Genomic DNA, 18,670 nt, shown 5'->3' with positions numbered 1-18,670 from the left:
CGGCGCAGGTGCAGTGCCGGCAGATGCGGTGCACCGGGGCGAAGGCTCAGCCTGCCGGCTTGGCGAGATAGGCCAATAGCAGCACCAGCGGCTCTTCACCAGTCTGCTGCAAGGCGTGCGTACTGCCCGGCCGCGTCAACAACGCATCGCCGGCAGCGACCTGGTATTGCTTGCCGTCCAGCGCGTACAAGCCGCGCCCGCTGACGATGTAATAGATCTCGTCCTTGTCGTGCAGATGCAGGCCGATGCCGGCACCTTTGTGCAGCACCCGCTTGCGCAGCACGAACGCCAGATCCGGCGCGTCTGCGAAAAACGGATAGGCCGTGGTCGGGCCGGCGCCGCCGTGCGGGCCAGGCTGCCGACGCGCGAGATCGCGTTCGTGTGCGATCAACGACGGACGCGGTTGTGCAGCACGTTGCGTGGCGGTGTCGGGCGCAGCACCGCAATCGGCATCGCGCTGCAGCTGCGACTCGAGCGCCGGCTGCAGCTGGACCCAACCCTGCACCACCAGGCAGGCGATGGCGGTCGCGCCGGCGCGGCTGAAGTGGGTGCCGTCGGCCTTGCCCTGTTCGGGCACGAACAGGAAATACGGTCTGGCCGCCCGCTCGCCGAGCGCGCGAATCCAGTCGCTGGAACTGGCGTTGAGATCGATCAGGCCCACGTGTTCCTGCGCGGCAAGTTGCTGCATGGCCAGGGTGTAGCGGCCATGGGTGTCGAGCAGCGCGCCGAAGTCGTAGAGCAGGCGCGCGGCCGGAGTGATCAGGATGGGTGTGGCGCCCTTGTCGCGCGCAGCGGCGATGTAGCGGCGCAGGAACTGCATGTAGTCGGTCGTCGGATCGGTGTAGCGCGTGGGGTCTTCGCGCTTGGCATCGTTGTGGCCGAACTGGATCAGCAACACATCGCCGCGTTGCAATTCTCTTGCGATGGCATCCAGGCGCCCTTCGGCGATGAAACTGCGCGTGCTGCGCCCGCCTTTGGCGTGGTTGTGCACCTGCCACTGCGCCGGGTCGAACCAGTCCTGCAGCAGTTGGCCCCAACCGGCCTGCGGGGCGCGCTCGGCACCGTATTCGGCGGCGGTGGAATCTCCGGCGATGAAGATGCGCTGTGGCGCGGCATGGGCGATGCCGGTGCAGAGCAACAGCATGGCGATGAGCAGTCGATGCATGGGGGCTCCGCTGAGTGAGCGCGCTGTTGCTGTTGCTGGTGTTGTTGCGGTTTGCGATACGGTGCTGACGCGTGGAGCGCATGCGTGGTCTTGGGCGACGCAATTGCGCTTCGCGCGCTCATTGGGCTCGGCAGAGCGACGCGTTGATGCGGTTGGTGAGCGATGCAACGGTGTGGCCGTTCGTCCAATGGTTCGGCGCGTGCGCCTGGCCGCCTGGGTTCGCTGTCTTCCGCCGTACCTCCCCCTGCTCCGCGCGCCGGCCCACGCCTTGCGGCGTGGGCGCTCGAAGGCCCGCAGGAGAGGAGCTCAATCGCGTTGACTGACTCTCCCACCGGGGAGGGGCTTTAGCGATTACGCAGCAGCAGCTTCGGTCTTGCCCAGCACGCCGGCGACGAAGTTGCGGATCTCTGCATCCTGCGCGTTGTCGAAGAAGCACTGCTGGAAGCGCTCGCCGCCGATGGCCTGCTTGATCAGCTCCGGGTCGATGGCGCGCAGGCCGTCCAGGTACGACTTGGCGGTGGCCTGCTTGAGTTGGGTCAGGATGCCGGCGTTGGCCTGCTGCGATTCGCGACGCTCGGCCGGGTAGCCCATGCCGCGCTCGCCGCTGAAGGCCTTTTCGAAGATGTAGCGCACGTTGATTTCCGCGCCCCAGCCGTAGCCCTTGGCGAATGCCAACGCCAGTGCGTTGCCGTTGTTGACCTGGGCGAACAGGTAGGCGTCGGTCGGCTCGATGCAATAGCCGCAGAACACGCCCGGGTGCGCGTTGAGCGACATCATCGCGCCCTGGCCGGTGCCGCAGCCGGCGACGACGAAGTCCACGGCCTTGGAGTTCAGCAGCAGGCTGGCGACGATGCCCAAGTGGATGTAGGTCAGGCGGTGGTCGTTGTCGCCGTCCATGCCGACGTTGAAGACGCTATGGCCCTGCTCGCCGGCGACGTCGTTGAGTTGCTGCAGGATTACCGGGTTCTTGGCGGCCTGACTAAACTCATTCATGAGTGCGATTTTCATGGGAATGCTCCGATTGGTTGGGGAAGTTTTTTTAAAAGTTGTTGCTAGATAGCGATGATGTGTGTGTTGGGTTGCCGGTCTTTTTGGACGGCGTGCGCGTTGTTTGCTGAAGCGGCCAACGCGCTGATGCAGGAAGGAAGAGCAATTGCAGGAGCGGAAGTGCGCATCTGGTTGATGCGTAGTTGCCGACCCTCATCCGCCCTTCGGGCACCTTCTCCCGAAGGGAGAAGGACAGCCGTCCATGCGCGAGCGTTTAGCGTGCCAGCCAGCCGCCGTCGACCGGGATGATCGCGCCGTTGACGTAGTCCGAGGCGCTGCTGGCCAGGAACACCGCGGTGCCGCCCAGGTCGGCCGGCACGCCCCAGCGCGCGGCCGGGATGCGGTCCAGGATGGCCTTGTTGCGGTCTTCGTCGGCACGCAGCTGCGCAGTGTTGTCGGTGGCCATATAGCCCGGTGCGATGGCATTGGTGGTCACGCCCTTGCTGGCCCATTCGTTGGCAAGCAGGCGGGTGATGCCGGCGATGCCCGACTTGCTGGCGGTGTAGGACGGCACGCGGATACCGCCCTGGAACGACAGCATCGAGGCGATGTTGATGATCTTGCCGCGGCCCTGCGCGATGAAGTGACGGCCTGCGGCCTGCGCCATGAAGAAGGCCGACTTCAGGTTGACGTTGAGCACGTCGTCCCAATCCTGCTCGCTGAAATCCACCGCATCGGTGCGACGGATCAGGCCGGCGTTGTTGACCAGGATATCCAGCCCGCCGAGGCCGGCGATGGTCTCGTCGATGATGCGCTGCACTGGCTCGATGCTGATCAGGTTGGCTTCGATGGCGATGAACCGGCGGCCCAGCGCCTTGACCTTCGCTTCGGTCTCGGTGGGCGCCTGGATGCCGGCGGCAGCGATGTCGGCACCGGCTTGGGCCAATGCCAACGCGATGCCCTGGCCCAAGCCGGTGTTGGCACCGGTGACCAGTGCGACCTTGCCTTCGAGACTGAACGGATTGCTCATTACCTTATCGCTCCTGCTGGATGTGCCGTGGTGTGCTGAGTGAACCGCGTAGTGTGCGGACGATGACGTCATACGAATGGGTGCAGCGCCGAAGGCGCATCTGAATCGCGCCGGCGTGACTGGCACCGGCTTGAACAAAGCGGCGTCATGGCGCGGCCGCCTGCGTGCAGGCGCGTGGACGCAGGCCTTACTTGAGCTGGCAGATATCCAGCACATGCATGTCGGTGTAATCCAGGTTTTCGCCGCCCATTGCCCAGATGAAGGCGTAATTGGAGGTGCCGGCGCCCATGTGGATGGACCACGGCGGCGACACCACCGCTTCGTTGTTCTGAATCACGATGTGGCGCTGCGCATCGGGTTCGCCCATGAAGTGGTAGACGCGGTCGTCGGCGCCGAGGTCGAAATAGAAATACACCTCGCTGCGGCGGTCGTGCAGATGCGGCGGCATGGTGTTCCAGACACTGCCAGGCTTGAGCACGGTCAGGCCGAGCAACAGCTGCGACGACTGGCAGGTGGCCGGCACGATGTACTGGTAAATGGTGCGTTCGTTGCTGGTTTCCAGCGCACCGCGCTCCAGTGCCACCGCATCCTTGATCGAGAGCTGCTTGGTCTCAAAGCGCGCATGCGCCGGCGTGGAGGCGAGATAGAACTTGGCCGGGTTGCCCGCGTCTTCGGAGGCAAAACTGACATCGGTGCTGCCCATCGCCACGTACAGGCCGTCCTTCGGCCCCAGCGTGTAGGCGGTGCCGTCCACGATCACCGTGCCGGTGCCTGCGCCGACATTGAGAATGCCCAGCTCGCGACGCTCCAGAAACGGATGCCCGGCGGCCGAGGCGGGCTCGGTCTGTCTGGGCAGTTCCAGCGTCCTGCCCAGCGGCGCGGCGCCACCGAGCACGAAGCGCTCGTAGTGGGTGTATTTGAGCGTCACCGCGTCGTCCACGAACAGCCCATCGAGCAGATACAGCTCGCGCAGGTCGTCGTTGCTGGCGCCCTTGATGGCGTCGGGATGGGTGGCGTAATGGGTCTTGCAGTACAGGGACATGCGCGATCTCCGGTGCCAAGCGCGGGGGCAGTGGCTTGCACCGGGCCATTCTACCGACTCTGGTTAACCGGTGTCATTGCGCAGTGCACGAAATGGGTGTCGGCGGTGTGGGGGCCCGTTCCTTCTCCCTGGGAGAAGGTGGCGCACAGCGCCGGATCAGCGTTGCGGGGTTTGAGCGGGTGACTGCTGATGTGTGCCTTCCCCTCCGCTCACAGCTGGGCTTTCTCGGACGGCTGCCTGCCGCCGTACCCTCACCCCAACCCCTCTCCCGCAGGCGGGAGAGGGGCTTTACAGCAGCATCGCCGGACTGCCTTCCCCCGCCGGCGGGGGAAGGTGCCCGAAGGGCGGATGGGGGCCAGCCGCTGGCCGAGCGGAGGCTTGTTCCCTCTTCCTGTGAGAAGGTGGCGCACAGCGCCGAATCAGCGTGCGGGGCTTGAGCGGGTGACCGTTGATGTGTGACTTCCCCTCGGCTCACAGCTGGCTTTCTCGGACGGCTGCCTGCCGCCGTACCCTCGTACCCTCACCCCAACCCCTCTCCCGCAGGCGGGAGAGGGGCTTTACAGCAGCGATCGACGGCCTGCCTTCCCCCGCCGGCGGGGGAAGGTGCCCGAAGGGCGGATGGGGGCCAGCCGCTGGCCGAGCGGAGGCTTGTTCCCTCTTCCTGTGAGAAGGTGGCGCACAGCGCCGGATCAGCGTGCGGGTTTGAGCGGGGGTGCCCGAAGGGCGGATGGGGGCCAGCCGCTGGCCGAGCGGAGGCTTGTTCCCTCTTCCTGGGAAGAAGATGGCGCGTAGCGCCGGAAGATTGAACCCGCGCGGCGCGGCGATCAATCCTCCGGCGGCTGGCAGGAGTCGCGCACGATCAGGTGCGGCCGCACGCTGGCGGTGGGCAGCTGCGGCGCGTTGTCGGGCTGGATCAGCATCGCCGCGGCGGTGCGGCCGGTGTCGCGGGTGTGGCGGCGCACCGAGGTCAGCGGCGGCCACAGGCGCGAGGCCAGCGAACTGTCGTCGTAGCCGATCACCGAGAGCTGGCGCGGGATGTTGATGCCGGCGCGCAGGGCGACCTTGTAGATACCGGCGGCCATTTCGTCGTTACCGGTGAAGATGGCGGTGGGCCGTTTCTTGCCCAGCAGCAGCTTTTCGGCCGCCGCCACGCCGGATTCGAAGGTGTAACCGGCTTCGACGATGCGCTCGGGCGGCAGCTCGATGCCGCGCCGGGTCAGCGCGTCGGCAAATCCGGAGGTGCGCTCGATCGAGGAGCGGTAGGCGCTGGGGCCGGTGACCAGGGCGATGTCGCGGTGGCCCAGCGAGAGCAGGTAATCGGCCGCCTCCGCTGCCCCGTCGCGGTCGTGGGTGATGACCGTCTGCGAGGTGGCGTCCAGCGCGATCGAGGCGATGCGGGTGTAACGGCAACCGATCTCGGCCAGCATGTCGGCCAGCGCCTGGTCTTCGGAGGCGCGTGGCACCAGGATCACGCCGTGCAGCTTCTGCGCCTGGGCGAAACGGCGCACGCCTTCGATGTAGCCGGGGCTGCGGCTGTCGCAGGGGTGCACCACCAGCTCGAAGCTGGAGCCGCGCAGTGCGTCCAGCGCGCCGTACTGCATGTCCACGATGTATTGCGCGGTGGGGTTGTCGTAGACCATACCGATCAGGAACGAGCGCCGGAACGCCAGCCCACGCGCGAGCGGATCCGGCGCGTAGCCGACCTCGCGCATCAGCGCCTCGACCTTCTCGCGCGTGTCCTGGCGCACCAGTGGCGAATTGTTGATGATCCGCGAGACGGTCTTCTTGGACACGCCCGACATCCGCGCGATGTCGTTGATCGTTGCGACCCGACCCTTCGGCAGGCCAGGCATTCCCTCTTCAGGCATCTTGCGGGCGGGCATAGCGGTCAACCAGTAAAGTTGATTGGATTCTACCGGCCCGACGGCCGGCAGACCTGAGCGAGGCCTGCCGCTGCACCGGGTCCGCCGTGCCGGGCCTGCCACAGCAGGCGGCGCCACGACATGCCCGCCGATGCAGAACGGTCAGTCAGTCAAGGGCGCGGTAGCGGAAGTTGCGGAATTCCACCTGGCCGGGGCCTGCGGCATAGAGCGCCGGCTTCAGGGCCAGGAACTTGCCGGCCACGTTGTGGTGGTAACCGGACACTTCCATCTGCACCGGGTACTTGGTCCACGTCTTGCCGTCGGGACTGCTGTGAATGGTGACGATGTGGCGGTTGTTGGTGACGCGCAGCCACAGCGTGCCGCCGGTGGTGCTGGGCGACAGCGTGGCCGGGCGTTCTTCGCCGTAGCGGTGCATGACGAACTGTTGCCCATTGCTGCCGACGCCGGCATAGAGCTTGTCGCTGTAGAACAGCAACGCCCCGCCCTGGCCGCCCGGCGCCACGGTCATCTGCACTTCGAACTGGTAGGCCGGGTCGGTGGCGATCACCGTCAGCGGCGAGGCATTGCGCGGCGCGGTGCCCTTGCCCTGCAGGCGCAACACGCCATTGCCCACCTGCAGGCGCTTGGCTTCGTCGGCAGCCGGGTCGAAGAAGGCCCACTGCGGGCCCAGTCTGGCCGCACGGAAATCGTCCGACAACGCCATCCCGTGGGCCAGCGCCTGCCCGCTGGGTTTCTTCAGCGGGGTGCCCAGATCGCCGCCCTTGGCGGCGAACCAACCGTCCGGAGTCCATTCGATCGGGTCGAGCAAGGCCTGCCGGCCCAGCGTCCAGTAGCCGTGTTCGTAGCCGTGGTAGAGCATCCACCAGCGGCCGTCGGTGCCTTCCACCAGGGTGGCGTGGCCACGCGACCACCACGGCTCATCCGCGCTGCTGGTGCGGGTGATCGGGTTATTGGGCGCGTTCTGCCACGGGCCGTGGATCGAGCGCGAGCGCGCGGTGATCACCATGTGCCCGGTCGGCGGGCCGGCGGTGCCGCCCACGGCGGTCGTCATGTAGTACCAGCCGTTGTGGCGGGTGATCTTGGGGCCCTCCTGGGCATAGCCTTCCACGTCCCAGCTTTCCGGGTATTTCCAGCCGTCGTAGACGTGCCTGGGCGTGCCGACCACCTTGAGGCCGTCATCGGACAGCTGCACGTAATCGCCGCCGCTCAGGAACAGGTAACGCTTGCCGTCTTCGCCCACCGCATGGCCGGGGTCGATGTATTTGCCCAGGCCGATATCGATCGGCGCGCTCCATGGACCGGTGATGTCGTCGGCCCACACCACGAAATTGCTGCGCTCGCCCTGATCGCCGCGCCGCGCGGGGAAATAGATGTAGTAGCGCTTGCCGTGCTTGATCAGGTCAGGCGCCCAGATCGCACCGACGTTCTGGGTGATGGCGTGGCCCAGCGGCTGCCAGTTGACCAGATCGCGCGAGTGCCAGATCGGCAGGCCCGGGTACGCATCGAACGAGGACAGCGTGAGGTAGTAATCATCGCCATCCTTGAGCACCGACGGGTCGGGATGGTCGCCGGCCAGCACCGGATTGAGAAAGCGGCCATCGCCCTGGTCGGCGATGCGCTGGTGTTCGATACCGCGCTTCCAGTCCGCCGCAGCGCTCAGGCCGGCGCACAACAGCAAGCCGCCGGCCATCAGCCAACGCCACCGGGATGAAATGGGACGCACACGCATGCTCTCTCCTAGTCCCGGATGCCGGGCTTTACCACGATGGCGGGCAATGCCACCGGTTAACCAGATGCGGTAGAACCCTGCCACCGGCAACGGTGTCTGGCACGCTTGCAGGTGGATGGCAGGCGATCGATACGACGCGAACAAGCCGTACCGATCGCCCGTCTGCCAGTCATGCCATCACGCAGTTACCCCGGCTCAGGCGCGCAGGGCGCGCGGCAGCCACAGCGACAACTCAGGGAAAAACGCCACGATCAACAGCACGCACAACGCCGCCAGCCAGAACGGCCAGATGGTGCGCATGCTTTGCGCGATGGTGATCTGCCCGATGGAGGTGCCGATGAACAACACCGAGCCGATCGGCGGCGTGATCAGGCCGATACCGCCGGCCAACACCATCACCAGGCCGAAGTGGATCGGGTCGATGCCGTAGGCCTTGACCACCGGCAGGAAGATCGGCGTGCAGATCAGGATCTTCGGCGCCAGGTCCATGAACATGCCCAGCAACAGCAGCATCACCACGATCATCAGCAGCACCGTGTTCTTGCTGTCGGCAATGGCCTGCAGGAACTTCACCGCCGCTGCAGGTACCTGCAGATAGGCCAGCAACCAGCCGAACACAGCAGCGGTGGCGATCACGAACAGGATCACGCCGGTGGTGCGCGCCGCATGCGTCACCGCAGCGAAGAACTCGGCCCAACGCAATTGGCGATACAACAACGCGGTGACGATCAATGCGTACACCACCGCAATGGCGGCGCTTTCCACCGCGGTGAAGATGCCGGCGCGAATCCCGATGAAGATCAACCCGACCAGCCCCAGGCCGGGCAGCGCGCCGATCAGGCGCAAGGCCACCGCACGCCAACCAGGAAAGGCTTCGGTGCCGTAGCCGCGATGGCGCGCCACCGCATAGCCGGTCACCATCATCGCGGCGGTCATCAACAACGCGGGGAAGATGCCGGCCGCGAACAGATCGGCAATCGACAAGCCGCCACCGGCCGCGGCCGAGAACAGGATCAGGTTATGCGAAGGCGGCACCAGCAAGGCCACCAGCGCAGCGGTCATGCTCACATTGACCGCGTAATCGCGGTCGTAACCGCGCTTGATCATCTGCGGAATCATGGTGCCGCCGACTGCCGAGACATCGGCAATCGCCGAGCCGGAGACGCCGCCGAAGAACAGCGACGACAGCACGCTGACTTGGCCCAGGCCACCGCGGACACGCCCGACCAAGGACGAGGCCAACGCGATCAAGCGTTCGGAAATGCCACCGCGCAGCATCAGCTCGCCGGCGAAGATAAACAGCGGAATCGCAATCAACGACGCCGAGCCGCTGCCGGCGGAAATCTGCTGCACCAGCACCACCATGGGCAGGTCCAGATACAGCAGCGTGGCCAGCGCCGCCGCGCCCAGGGCGTAGGCCACCGGCACGCCGATCAGCAGCAGCACCACGAAGGTGCCCAACAACATGGCGATGCCCATCAGCGCACTCCTCCGACATGGACCGGGCGCAGCACACGCCACAACTTGAACACGGCAAACAGCACCATCAGCGCACCGCCGATCGACAGCGGCAGGTAGTTGATGCTCTGCGGCATCTGCGCACCGGCCATCTTGATATCCAGCCCGTCGACCAGCAGTGCCGCGCTCCACCATGCCAGCACCGTACCGATGGAGAGGATCATCAGCGGGCGGATCACTTCGAACATCTTGCGCACCAGCGGCGGCACGTGGTCGCCCAGCAGGTAGAAGCCGAAGTGGCGGTTGGTATGCACGCCGGCCGCCGCGCCCAGGCTCAGTGCGGTGCTCAGCAGCAACAGGGTCACCGGTTCGGTCCAGCTGGGCGAGTCGTTGAGCACATAGCGGGTGAACACCTGCCAGCCCTGCACGACCACCAGGCCCAGCAGCGCCAATGAGGCCACGCCCACGGCGATATCGGAAACGCGGTCCAGCGCACGTTGCAACGGCGCGACCGGGACGGCAACAGTCTCGGGTTCGGTCATCGGGACACCTCTATGCGAAATCGCGGATGCGGCGGTACAGGGTTTCGATCTCCGGCTGCTTGCGGTATTCGGCCAACAGCGGCGCAGCGGCAGCGCGGAATGCCGGCATGTCGACCTGGTTGAGCTTCACGCCGTAGTCGATCACCTGCTTGCGCGCCACCGTCTCGGAGGCGTCCCACAAGTTGCGCATCACCGGCACCGAGGCGCGCGCCAGTTCCACCACCAGGCCGCGGTCGGCCGCGCTCAGCGATTGAAAACTCTGGCGCGACATCACCAGGATGTCCGGCGCGTAGGAATGCTCGCTCTGCGACCAGTAATGCGCGGCTTCGAAATGCCGGCTGGACTGAAAGCTGCGCATGTTGTTTTCCGCACCGTCGATCATGTGCGTTTCCATCGCCGAAAACGTTTCGCCCAGCGACATCGGCGTGGGGTTGGCGCCCAGCATGCGCATCAACTTGAGGAAGATGTCCGACGAAGCCACCCGCAATTTCAGGCCCTTGAGATCTTCCGGGCGGTGCAGCGGATGCTTGGTGTTGTAGAAGCAGCGCGCGCCAGAATCGTAGATGGCAAGACCGACCAGATCGCGCTGCTCGAAGCTGCGCAGCACGCTGTCGCCGACATGCCCGTCGATGGCGCGACGCAGATGCGGTACCGAGTCGAACACATACGGCAGGCACAGCGCTTGAGTGAGCGGGAAGGTGTTGTTCAACGCGCCGGAATACACACGGGTGATGTCGATGGCGCCGAAGCGCGCCATGTCGATCGCCTCCGATTCGCGGCCCAGCTGGCCGGAGTGGTACTGGCGCAGCTTGAGCCGGCCGTTGGTGCGTTCTTCCAGTTGCTTGCCGAACCAGCGCACCGCTTCCACGGTGGGGTAATCGCCGACGTGCACATCGGTGGCAGTGAGCAACTGCCCGCCGGGAACCGGCGTGGTGGCGCCGGCACCCAACCAGGGGGCGGCAGCAGCGGCGCCGAGCCCGGCACCGAGAAAATGTCTGCGTGTGATCATTGGCGCCCTCCCAAGCGTCTGGTCACGGGGACCGCCGTCAACTGGCGGACACAGCCGTACAGGAAATATCGCCGATGCCGGCGAAGCGAATCAGGGCACGCTGCCCCACTTCGATGTCGTGGATACCGGTGGCATTGCCGGTGGCAATCAGATCACCGCGCTTGAGCGGACGCCCGCGCTGTGCCGAACGGCTGAGCGCGAATGCGTAGGCCGCGCGCAGCCCGCCCGGCAACGTGGTGGCCCCACCGGTGCCAACCACCTTTTCGTCGATCAGCGTCTGGGCAGTGAGCGCAGCCTCGTCGCGCGCCAGCCAATCGGTCACTTCCGGGCCCAGAATCAGGCCGTTGTTGTTGCCGAAGTCCGAAATCACCACCCGCGGGCCCAACTGGTTGATGGTGGCCAGCGGGCTGCTGGCGATTTCCACTCCGATGAACAACGTGGCCGGCAACTCTGCCGCCTGCTCCGGGGTGAAGTGGGTCTGATCGGCCGGGGCATCGGCACCGAGCATCAGGACATATTCGGCTTCCACTGCGCCGAAGCCGCCGACAAAGATCGGGAACTCGGTTGTTCCACCGGTAGCATTCCAGACCTTCCGAGAGAAGATCGGGCCGAGCAGACGCTCGTCGCCGGACGCGTCGCGGCGCTCGGCGGCGATGTACCCCACCTTCCAGCCGACGACGTGGTCGTGCCACTGGCTGATGGCGATGTCCTGCACCTGGTAGGCGGTGACCAGATCGTCGGGGATTTGCCCGGGAAAGTCAGGCAGCGATGCCCCTGCACGGCGTGCTTCCACAAATCGCTGGGCAATGGCGGACAGCGCGGGTGTGGACGATGGCGGAGTGGCGGCGTCGTTGCTCAAGGGTGTCTCCCCGATAGGTGTTTTGTTGCACTGCCAATCGACAGCGGCACGGTGTGCTGTATATGGTAAACCGGTGTCATTGGCAATGTGCACTGCGGCAATTGTGGTCGCGGTGACGAAGTGGCCCTGGGAGGGGTGAATGCAACAGACACGCCAAACGCATGCGTTGACCGCACTTTCGCGCGCCACGCGGCATGGCCTGGCGGTCCTTGTGCTGGGCGCGCTGCTGGCCGGCCCGGCGCCGGCGGCCGAGCGACCGAGCGCCGATACTGCCGCCGAACAAGCCAGCCGGATCGCGCTATGGCCAACGCCGCTGGCACCGGGGGATACGGCGCTGCCGCAACCGCAGCGCATCGTCGAGCGCAGCAGCGAGCCGACGCAGCCGGATCGCTACATCCAGCAGGTCAGTACGCCGTATCTGGTGGTCTACCGGCCCAAACAGCCCAACGGCACCGCCCTGCTGGTCACGCCTGGCGGCGGCTACCAACGCATCGTGCTGGACAACGAGGGCAGCGCGCTGGTGCCCGGCTTTGTCGACGTCGCCGGCATCACCCTGTTCGTGCTGCGCTACCGGCTGCCGGGCGAAGGCCACCCGAACGGCGCCGACGTGCCGCTGGCCGATGCGCAACGTGCCTTGCGGCTGATCCGCGCCAATGCGGCGCGCTATGGCATCGATGCGCAGCGCGTGGGCGTGATGGGCTTTTCGGCCGGCGGCCATGTCGCCGCCAGCCTGGGCACGCGCTACGCCGCGCAGGTGTATCCGCCCATCGACGCGGCCGATGCACTGAGCGCACGACCGGACTTCCAGTTGCTGATCTACCCGGTGATCGACATGGACAGCGCCAACGCGCACAAAGGCTCACGCGAACGCCTGCTCGGCAGCGCCCCGAGCCAGGCGCAGGTGCAGGCCTATTCGCCACAGCTGCACGTGGACGCGCGCACGCCACCTACCTTTCTGCTGCATGCGCAGGACGACAGCGTGGTGCCGGTGCGCAACAGCCTGCTGATGCACGATGCGCTGCTACGCGCCGGTGTGCCCAGCGAGCTGCATGTATTCCCGCAGGGCGGCCATGGCTTCGGTACCGCCAGCGGCAGCGGTCTTACCGTGTCCGCATGGCCGCAGCTGGCGCAAGCCTGGATCGCGCATGTCGCCAAGCCCGCACCGACACCTACACCCGCGAAGGAGATGGCGCGATGACAACCCAAGCCACTCCTGACACGCGACGCCGCACGCTGCTGCGTGGTGGCCTGCTCGCGACTGCGGCAGCAACGCTTCCCGGCTTCGCTGCCGCGGCCGTACTTGCGCCGCCACGCGACGACGGCGCGCCGCTGGCACGCGTGCGTGGCGGCGCGCTGCGCGGCTACCGCGACCAGGGCGTCTGCGTGTTCAAGGGCATCCCCTATGGCGGCGACACCGCTCCGCGACGCTTCCAGGCACCGCTGCAGGAAACGCCGTGGCACCACGTGCGCGATGCCAGCGGTTTCGGTGCAGCGGCGCCACAGCCCAAGGCCAGCGAGCCCACCAGTGAGGACTGCCTGTTCCTCAATGTGTGGACACCCGGCCTGCGCGATGGCGGCAAGCGGCCGGTGTTGTTCTATATCCACGGCGGCGGCTACACCACCGGCTCCGGCAGCGATCCGCTCTACGATGGCGTGCGCCTGTGCAAGCGCGGCGATGTGGTGGTGGTCACCGTCAATCACCGGCTCAACCTGTTCGGCTATCTGTCGCTGGCGCAGCTGGGCGATGCCAGTTTCGCCGACTCCGGCAATGCGGGGCAGTTGGACCTGATCCAGGCGCTGCAGTGGGTGCGCCAGCACGCGGCCGAATTCGGCGGCGACGCCGGCAATGTCACGGTGTTTGGGCAATCGGGCGGTGGCGCCAAAATCGCCACGCTGATGGCGATGCCGGCCGCGCGCGGGCTATTTCATCGCGCCTGGACCATGAGCGGGCAACAGGTCACCGTGGCCGGGCCGCGTGCGGCCACCCAGCGCGCGCAGCTGCTGCTGGACGCGTTGAAGATTTCGCCAAGCGAGATCGCGCGCATGCGCACGCTGCCTGTGGCCCAACTGCTGGGCGCCGCGCACGTGCGCGACCCGTCGCGGGTGGAAAGCACGGCGCTGTATTTCGGCCCGGTGCTGGATGCGCGCAACGTGCCGGTGCATCCGTTCTGGCCGACGGCGCCGGTGCAGTCGGCACGTATTCCGATGGTGATCGGCAATACGCGCGATGAAACACGCGGCTTTCTCGGCAACGATGCGAAGAACTTCGCGCTGAGTTGGGACGAATTGCCGGCCAGGCTGGAGGCGCAGCAATACGTGGACCTGTTGCCGCAGGTGGTCATTGCCGAATATCGGCGGCTCTATCCGCAGTACACGCCGTCGCAGGTGTTCTTCGCAGCCACCACCGCCGGCCGCTCGTGGCGCGGCGCTGTCGAAGAAGCACAAGCGCGTGCCCGTCAGGGCGCGCCCACCTGGGTCTATCAACTGGATTGGGGTTCGCCGCTGGATGGCGGCAAGTTCGGCGCCTTCCATACCTTGGATATTCCGCTGGTGTTCGACAACGTGCGCCAGCCGGGCTCGCGCACCGGCGATGGTGCCGATGCGCAGCGCATGGCCGAGCAGATGAGCGAAGCGCTGCTTGCGTTTGCGCGGCAGGGCGACCCCAATCGTCGCGGCGCGCCGTACTGGAAACCGTATTCCTTGAAACGGCGCGAAACGCTGGTGTTCGACACGCCAAGCCGGTTGGAACTGGATCCGCGTGGTGGCGAGCGCCTGTTGTATCAACAAGCGCCGTTCATTCAACGCGGGACGTTTTGATTGCCATGCAGCGCGAACACCCTACGCTGCGCGCGGGCTCAGCCCTCAACGCGCCGCGGGCACCGGCGCGTCTGCCTCGATCACGCCTTCGCGCTTGAGCGCCTCCCACACCGCCGACGGAATCGCCACCCGCATCGAGCTCGCATTGGCGCGTGCCTGCTCGGCCGTGCGCGCACCGGGAATCACGGCCGACACCACCTGCGGGGCCGCAGCAAATTGCAGCGCGACGGTGCGTAGATCCACGCCGTACCGGTCGCAGATGGCCAGCGCTTTCTGCCGCTTGGCAGGCGCCCATGGCGGAATGGTGCCGTCGTAGAGATAACGCTCGCGCCCGGCCAGATAGCCAGCCAACAGCGGTGCACCGATCACAACCGAGGCGCCGTGCTTTGCGATCTTCGGGAAGGTGTCATGCAAGGCCTGCGCATGGTCGAGCAGCGAGTACTGGCAGGCGAGCAGGAAGATGTCCGGGTCGGCTTCTTCGATTGCGCGCAAGGCCGGCTCAGGACGATTGACGCCAAAGCCCCAGGCCTTGATCAAGCCCTCCTTGCGCATCTTGGTCAGCTCCGGCATCGCGCCCTTCACCGCCTCGGCGAACCGCTGCTCCCACGGCATGCCCAGGTCTTTTTCGTTCTCTGGCGAGAGATCGTGGATATACGCGATGTCGATCTGCGACACACCCAGACGCTGCAGGCTGTCTTCGATCGAGCGCCGCACCCCGGACGCGCTGTAGTCGTAGCGATAGTCGAACGGCGACGGTTGCTGCCACATCGTCTTGGGCGGCGTGTCGGTCGCGGTGAGCAAGCGCCCGACCTTGGTCGACAACACGTAATCGTCGGCCGGATGGTTGTGCAAATGATGGCCGGTGCGTCGCTCCGACAAGCCCAACCCGTACCAAGGCGAGGTATCGAAATACCGCACGCCCGACTCCCACACCGCTGCCAGCGTCTGCTCGCTCTGTGCGTCGGTGGCAGGCGCAAAGCCATTACCGATCGCCACGCCACCGAAGCCGAGGCGACTGCCAGGCCGGTAGCGTCCGCCCTTGACGAGCGGATTGGTCGGCAATGCGCCCGCATCGGTTTTCCCGCGCGTGGGCATCACGCTGCCGGGTGCCGACGATTGCGCCATCAACGGCGCAGCGGCCAATGCCGCAGTACCGGCCGCGGCAGCAGAAAGGAATTGGCGACGTGTATTCATGGGAATTCCTTGCAACAACGTGGTCCACGAGCATGGCCCCGCCGGTGTGCATGCCAAGTCAGCGAACTCAGCCTTGGGCTTCAAACCAGCGCCAATGGCTGCACGCGCGCACGTGGCGCGCCATCGCCCAGCCATAGCGTGGCCACGCTGATCGGCAGACTGAAACGACGCGGCCCGGCGCTGCCCGGATTGAGATACAGCACCCCATCGTGCATGTGCACCAGCGGCTTGTGCGAATGGCCGCTGATGACGACGTCGGCCTGCACCTGCGGTGCCAGCGTCTTCAGATCGTGCAGCACATGGATGCGCACGCCATCGATCTGCAGATCCAGCGTCTGCGGTAAACCCGCCGCCCAGGGCTTGTCATCGATATTGCCTGCGATGGCATGCAGCGGTGCCAGTGCCCGCAATGCCTCAAGCACCTGCGGCTTGCCAACATCGCCGGCATGGATGATGTGCGCACAGCCCTCGAGCGCGGCAAGCGCTTCGGGCCGAAGCAGGCCGTGCGTATCGGAGATCACGCCGATCCGCGTGCCGGTGCCCGTCTGGCCATCACCGCGTTTGCGCTCGATCATCGAGACGACCTGCTGCTGGATGATCTGTTGCGAGACTCCCGGCCTGGAGAGATCAATGCCATCACGGTCGAGTGGGAGTGCAGGAATGCAGGCGATGCCAGCGCATGACCCACCCCGTCAACGACAGCTGGATGCGTGACGCAGCTGCCGCCTCCCACCGGGCCAGTTGCCTGGTGGGAGGCGCAGGGGGCATCAGCCATACGGCGTCAGCACGATGGCGCCCAGCGGTGGCAACAGCAGCGGCAGCGATTGCGCGTGCCCATGCATGGATTGCTGCTCGGCGGTGACGCTGCCGCCATTGCCCAGGTTGCTGCCGCCGTAGATGCCGGCGTCGCTATTGAACACCTCGCGCCACTGGCCGCCTTGTGGCACACCGATGCGATATGCGTGTTGCACGACCGGGGTGAAGTTGATCACCACCAGCACCGGTGCGTCGCCGCGTTTGCCCTTGCGCAGGAACGCCACCACGCTGTTGCCGGCATCGTCGCCCACCACCCAGGCAAACCCGGACGGATCGTCGTCGTGTGCGTGGAGCGCCGGGTATTGGACATACAGCCGGTTCAAATCGCGCACCAGCGTCTGCACCCCACGATGGCGAGGGTCGTCGAGCAAATGCCACGGCAGGCCGGCGTCGTGATTCCACTCGGTCGGCTGGCCGAATTCGCAGCCCATGAACAGCAACTTGCGTCCCGGGTGGGTGAACATGAAACCCAAGTACGCGCGCAGGTTGGCGAAGCGTTGCCAATCGTCGCCCGGCATGCGGCCCAGCAACGAACCCTTGCCGTGCACCACTTCGTCGTGCGAGATCGGCAGCACGAAGCGCTCCGAATACGCATAGACCATGCTGAAAGTCAGCTCGCCATGATGGTAGCGGCGATAGATCGGGTCCAACCCGGCGTAATGCAGGGTGTCGTGCATCCAGCCCATGTTCCACTTGTAGTGAAAGCCCAGGCCGCCGTGCGCCACCTCGGCGGTGACACCGGGAAACGCAGTGGATTCTTCGGCAATCATTACCGCGCCCGGGGTGTGCTCGCGCACCACCTCGTTGAGCCGGCGCAGGAATGCGATGGTCTCGTAGTTCTCGCGCCCGCCGTGGATGTTGGGTATCCACTCGCCGGCGTTGCGGCTGTAATCGCGGTACAGCATCGAGGCCACCGCATCCACGCGAAGGCCGTCCACGTGATAGCGCTGCAGAAATTCCATCGCACTGGCGATCAGGAACCCGGACACCTCGCGGCGGCCGTGGTTGTAGATCAGCGTATTCCAGTCGCGGTGGAAGCCTTCGCGCGGGTCGGCATGCTCGTACAGCGCGGTGCCGTCGAAATGCGCCAGCCCGTGCGCATCGGTGGGAAAGTGCGCCGGCACCCAGTCGACGATCACGCCGATGCCTTCGCGATGGCAGCGGTCGACAAAGCGCGCAAATCCATCGGGCGTGCCGAAGCGCGCAGTGGGCGCGAACAGACCCAATGGTTGATAACCCCATGAGCCGCCGAACGGATGCTCGCTCACCGGCATCAACTCGACATGGGTGAAGCCCATGTCGGCCACGTACGGGATCAGGCGGTCGGCCAGCCCATCCCAATCCAGGTCAACCCCTGCTTCGCGGAGCCACGAGCCGGCGTGGATCTCGTAGATGCTCATCGGCGCGTCGTGGGCCTGGCGACGCGCACGCGTGGCCATCCAGCCGTCGTCGCTCCACTGATGCGGCGTGGGATCGGCCACGATGGACGCAGTGCCCGGCGCAAGCTCCGCGCGGCGCGCCACCGGGTCGGCCTTGGCCGGCAACTCGTGCCCGTGCGGACCACGCAGCTGGTACTTGTAATGCGCGCCGGGGCCGACGTCGGGCACGAACAATTCCCACACGCCGGACTGATGCCGCAGCCGCATCGGATGACGGCGCGCGTCCCAGCTGTTGAAGTCGCCCACCACCGCCACGCGCGAGGCATTCGGTGCCCAGACGGCAAAGCGCGTGCCGCGTACGCCCTCCACCTCGACCACGTTGGCGCCCAGCGCGTCGGCCAGCTGCAGATGGTGGCCTTCGCTGATCAGGTGCAGGTCGAAGTCGCTGAGCTGCGGGCCGAACGCATACGGGTCTGCGGTCTCCTGCTCGCCACCGGGCCAGCCGATGCGCAGGCGATACCCGCCGTGCGCCGGCAACTCGCCGGCAAACAGGCCCGGCTCCGGGCCGGCGTCCAGCGCCACCACCTGCCCATCGTCGAGCACCGCACCGACGCGGTCGGCGCCGGGTAGATAGGTGCGCAACAAGCGCCCCTTGTCGGACGGGTGCGCACCCAAGACCGCAAACGCGTCGCCGTGGCGCGCCTCTGCCAGGGCGCGTACCACGCCGGAATCCCATCGATTGCTCACTGCTGTCATTACT

15 protein-coding genes are annotated in these 18,670 nt (G+C 66.3%); 2 read left to right on the top strand and 13 right to left on the bottom strand.

Annotated features, from left to right (window positions below; all coding sequences use genetic code 11):
• Positions 1-46: 46 nt before the first annotated feature.
• The 10 genes from AMD14_RS01360 to AMD14_RS01315 all read right to left on the bottom strand — a co-directional run bounded on the left by AMD14_RS01360 (position 47) and on the right by AMD14_RS01315 (position 11,704).
• Entirely contained in the window at positions 47-1,165 is a 1,119-nt protein-coding gene (locus AMD14_RS01360; RefSeq protein ID WP_015462736.1) for a GDSL-type esterase/lipase family protein, read from the bottom strand.
• A 351-nt stretch (positions 1,166-1,516) separates the two neighbouring features.
• Positions 1,517-2,173 (bottom strand): RpiB/LacA/LacB family sugar-phosphate isomerase, encoded by a 657-nt coding sequence (locus AMD14_RS01355; RefSeq protein WP_005912134.1) that lies wholly within the window; start codon positions 2,171-2,173, stop codon positions 1,517-1,519.
• Positions 2,174-2,426: 253 nt separating this feature from the next.
• The gene (kduD, locus tag AMD14_RS01350; protein ID WP_005912133.1) at positions 2,427-3,182 is read right to left on the bottom strand and encodes a 2-dehydro-3-deoxy-D-gluconate 5-dehydrogenase KduD; all 756 of its coding nucleotides are present in this window, start codon (positions 3,180-3,182) and stop codon (positions 2,427-2,429) included.
• A gap of 187 nt (positions 3,183-3,369) precedes the next feature.
• Positions 3,370-4,224 carry a 5-dehydro-4-deoxy-D-glucuronate isomerase gene (gene kduI, locus AMD14_RS01345; RefSeq protein ID WP_011050141.1) on the bottom strand — a complete coding sequence of 285 codons (855 nt, stop codon included), beginning with the start codon at positions 4,222-4,224 and terminating at the stop codon, positions 3,370-3,372.
• An 824-nt stretch (positions 4,225-5,048) separates the two neighbouring features.
• A complete protein-coding gene (locus AMD14_RS01340; RefSeq protein WP_007968130.1) occupies positions 5,049-6,107 on the bottom strand; it encodes a LacI family DNA-binding transcriptional regulator in 1,059 nt (352 codons plus the stop codon).
• A gap of 145 nt (positions 6,108-6,252) precedes the next feature.
• Entirely contained in the window at positions 6,253-7,836 is a 1,584-nt protein-coding gene (locus AMD14_RS01335) for a family 43 glycosylhydrolase (protein WP_015471554.1), read from the bottom strand.
• 195 nt (positions 7,837-8,031) lie between these two features.
• Positions 8,032-9,315, bottom strand: coding sequence for a TRAP transporter large permease (locus AMD14_RS01330; protein WP_011050138.1), 1,284 nt, complete (start codon positions 9,313-9,315; stop codon positions 8,032-8,034).
• Positions 9,315-9,836, bottom strand: a complete 522-nt coding sequence (locus AMD14_RS01325) for a TRAP transporter small permease (RefSeq protein ID WP_015462734.1) — start codon at positions 9,834-9,836, stop codon at positions 9,315-9,317. The genes AMD14_RS01330 and AMD14_RS01325 overlap by 1 nt, the downstream gene beginning before the upstream one ends.
• 10 nt (positions 9,837-9,846) lie before the next feature.
• Complete coding sequence (locus AMD14_RS01320) at positions 9,847-10,845, bottom strand: TRAP transporter substrate-binding protein (protein WP_003489869.1); 999 nt, start codon at positions 10,843-10,845, stop codon at positions 9,847-9,849.
• Positions 10,846-10,882: 37 nt separating this feature from the next.
• Complete coding sequence (locus AMD14_RS01315) at positions 10,883-11,704, bottom strand: 2-keto-4-pentenoate hydratase (protein ID WP_011050136.1); 822 nt, start codon at positions 11,702-11,704, stop codon at positions 10,883-10,885.
• A gap of 139 nt (positions 11,705-11,843) precedes the next feature.
• Here AMD14_RS01315 and AMD14_RS01310 point away from each other — a divergent pair, with 139 nt between their 5' ends.
• Together AMD14_RS01310 and AMD14_RS01305 are read left to right on the top strand one after the other, a co-directional pair.
• Positions 11,844-12,902, top strand: coding sequence for an alpha/beta hydrolase (locus AMD14_RS01310; RefSeq protein ID WP_003489867.1), 1,059 nt, complete (start codon positions 11,844-11,846; stop codon positions 12,900-12,902).
• The gene (locus AMD14_RS01305; protein WP_015462733.1) at positions 12,899-14,521 is read left to right on the top strand and encodes a carboxylesterase/lipase family protein; all 1,623 of its coding nucleotides are present in this window, start codon (positions 12,899-12,901) and stop codon (positions 14,519-14,521) included. Before AMD14_RS01310 ends, AMD14_RS01305 begins: the two co-directional genes overlap by 4 nt.
• Before the next feature lie 45 nt (positions 14,522-14,566).
• Here AMD14_RS01305 and AMD14_RS01300 read toward each other — a convergent pair whose 3' ends face one another.
• The 3 genes from AMD14_RS01300 to glgB form a co-directional block, all read right to left on the bottom strand.
• Entirely contained in the window at positions 14,567-15,715 is a 1,149-nt protein-coding gene (locus tag AMD14_RS01300) for an aldo/keto reductase (protein WP_015462732.1), read from the bottom strand.
• An 80-nt stretch (positions 15,716-15,795) separates the two neighbouring features.
• A complete protein-coding gene (locus AMD14_RS01295; RefSeq protein WP_011050132.1) occupies positions 15,796-16,290 on the bottom strand; it encodes a metallophosphoesterase family protein in 495 nt (164 codons plus the stop codon).
• Between the two features lie 192 nt (positions 16,291-16,482).
• On the bottom strand, positions 16,483-18,666 hold the full coding sequence (gene glgB, locus AMD14_RS01290; RefSeq protein ID WP_005912115.1) for a 1,4-alpha-glucan branching protein GlgB: 2,184 nt from the start codon (positions 18,664-18,666) through the stop codon (positions 16,483-16,485).
• Positions 18,667-18,670 lie beyond the last annotated feature (4 nt).

Source organism: Xanthomonas citri pv. citri (genome assembly GCF_000961215.1).
Classification (GTDB): Bacteria; Pseudomonadota; Gammaproteobacteria; order Xanthomonadales; family Xanthomonadaceae; genus Xanthomonas; species Xanthomonas cissicola.
This window is presented reverse-complemented; position numbering and strand designations above follow the sequence as displayed.

Coding starts and splice junctions, on each gene's coding strand:
- AMD14_RS01360 (WP_015462736.1), bottom strand. CDS start 1,165: ATGCATCGACTGCTCATCGCCATGCTGTTGCTCTGCACCGGCATCGCC.
- AMD14_RS01355 (WP_005912134.1), bottom strand. CDS start 2,173: ATGAAAATCGCACTCATGAATGAGTTTAGTCAGGCCGCCAAGAACCCG.
- kduD (WP_005912133.1), bottom strand. CDS start 3,182: ATGAGCAATCCGTTCAGTCTCGAAGGCAAGGTCGCACTGGTCACCGGT.
- kduI (WP_011050141.1), bottom strand. CDS start 4,224: ATGTCCCTGTACTGCAAGACCCATTACGCCACCCATCCCGACGCCATC.
- AMD14_RS01340 (WP_007968130.1), bottom strand. CDS start 6,107: ATGCCCGCCCGCAAGATGCCTGAAGAGGGAATGCCTGGCCTGCCGAAG.
- AMD14_RS01335 (WP_015471554.1), bottom strand. CDS start 7,836: ATGCGTGTGCGTCCCATTTCATCCCGGTGGCGTTGGCTGATGGCCGGC.
- AMD14_RS01330 (WP_011050138.1), bottom strand. CDS start 9,315: ATGGGCATCGCCATGTTGTTGGGCACCTTCGTGGTGCTGCTGCTGATC.
- AMD14_RS01325 (WP_015462734.1), bottom strand. CDS start 9,836: ATGACCGAACCCGAGACTGTTGCCGTCCCGGTCGCGCCGTTGCAACGT.
- AMD14_RS01320 (WP_003489869.1), bottom strand. CDS start 10,845: ATGATCACACGCAGACATTTTCTCGGTGCCGGGCTCGGCGCCGCTGCT.
- AMD14_RS01310 (WP_003489867.1), top strand. CDS start 11,844: ATGCAACAGACACGCCAAACGCATGCGTTGACCGCACTTTCGCGCGCC.
- AMD14_RS01305 (WP_015462733.1), top strand. CDS start 12,899: ATGACAACCCAAGCCACTCCTGACACGCGACGCCGCACGCTGCTGCGT.
- AMD14_RS01300 (WP_015462732.1), bottom strand. CDS start 15,715: ATGAATACACGTCGCCAATTCCTTTCTGCTGCCGCGGCCGGTACTGCG.
- AMD14_RS01295 (WP_011050132.1), bottom strand. CDS start 16,290: ATGATCGAGCGCAAACGCGGTGATGGCCAGACGGGCACCGGCACGCGG.
- glgB (WP_005912115.1), bottom strand. CDS start 18,666: ATGACAGCAGTGAGCAATCGATGGGATTCCGGCGTGGTACGCGCCCTG.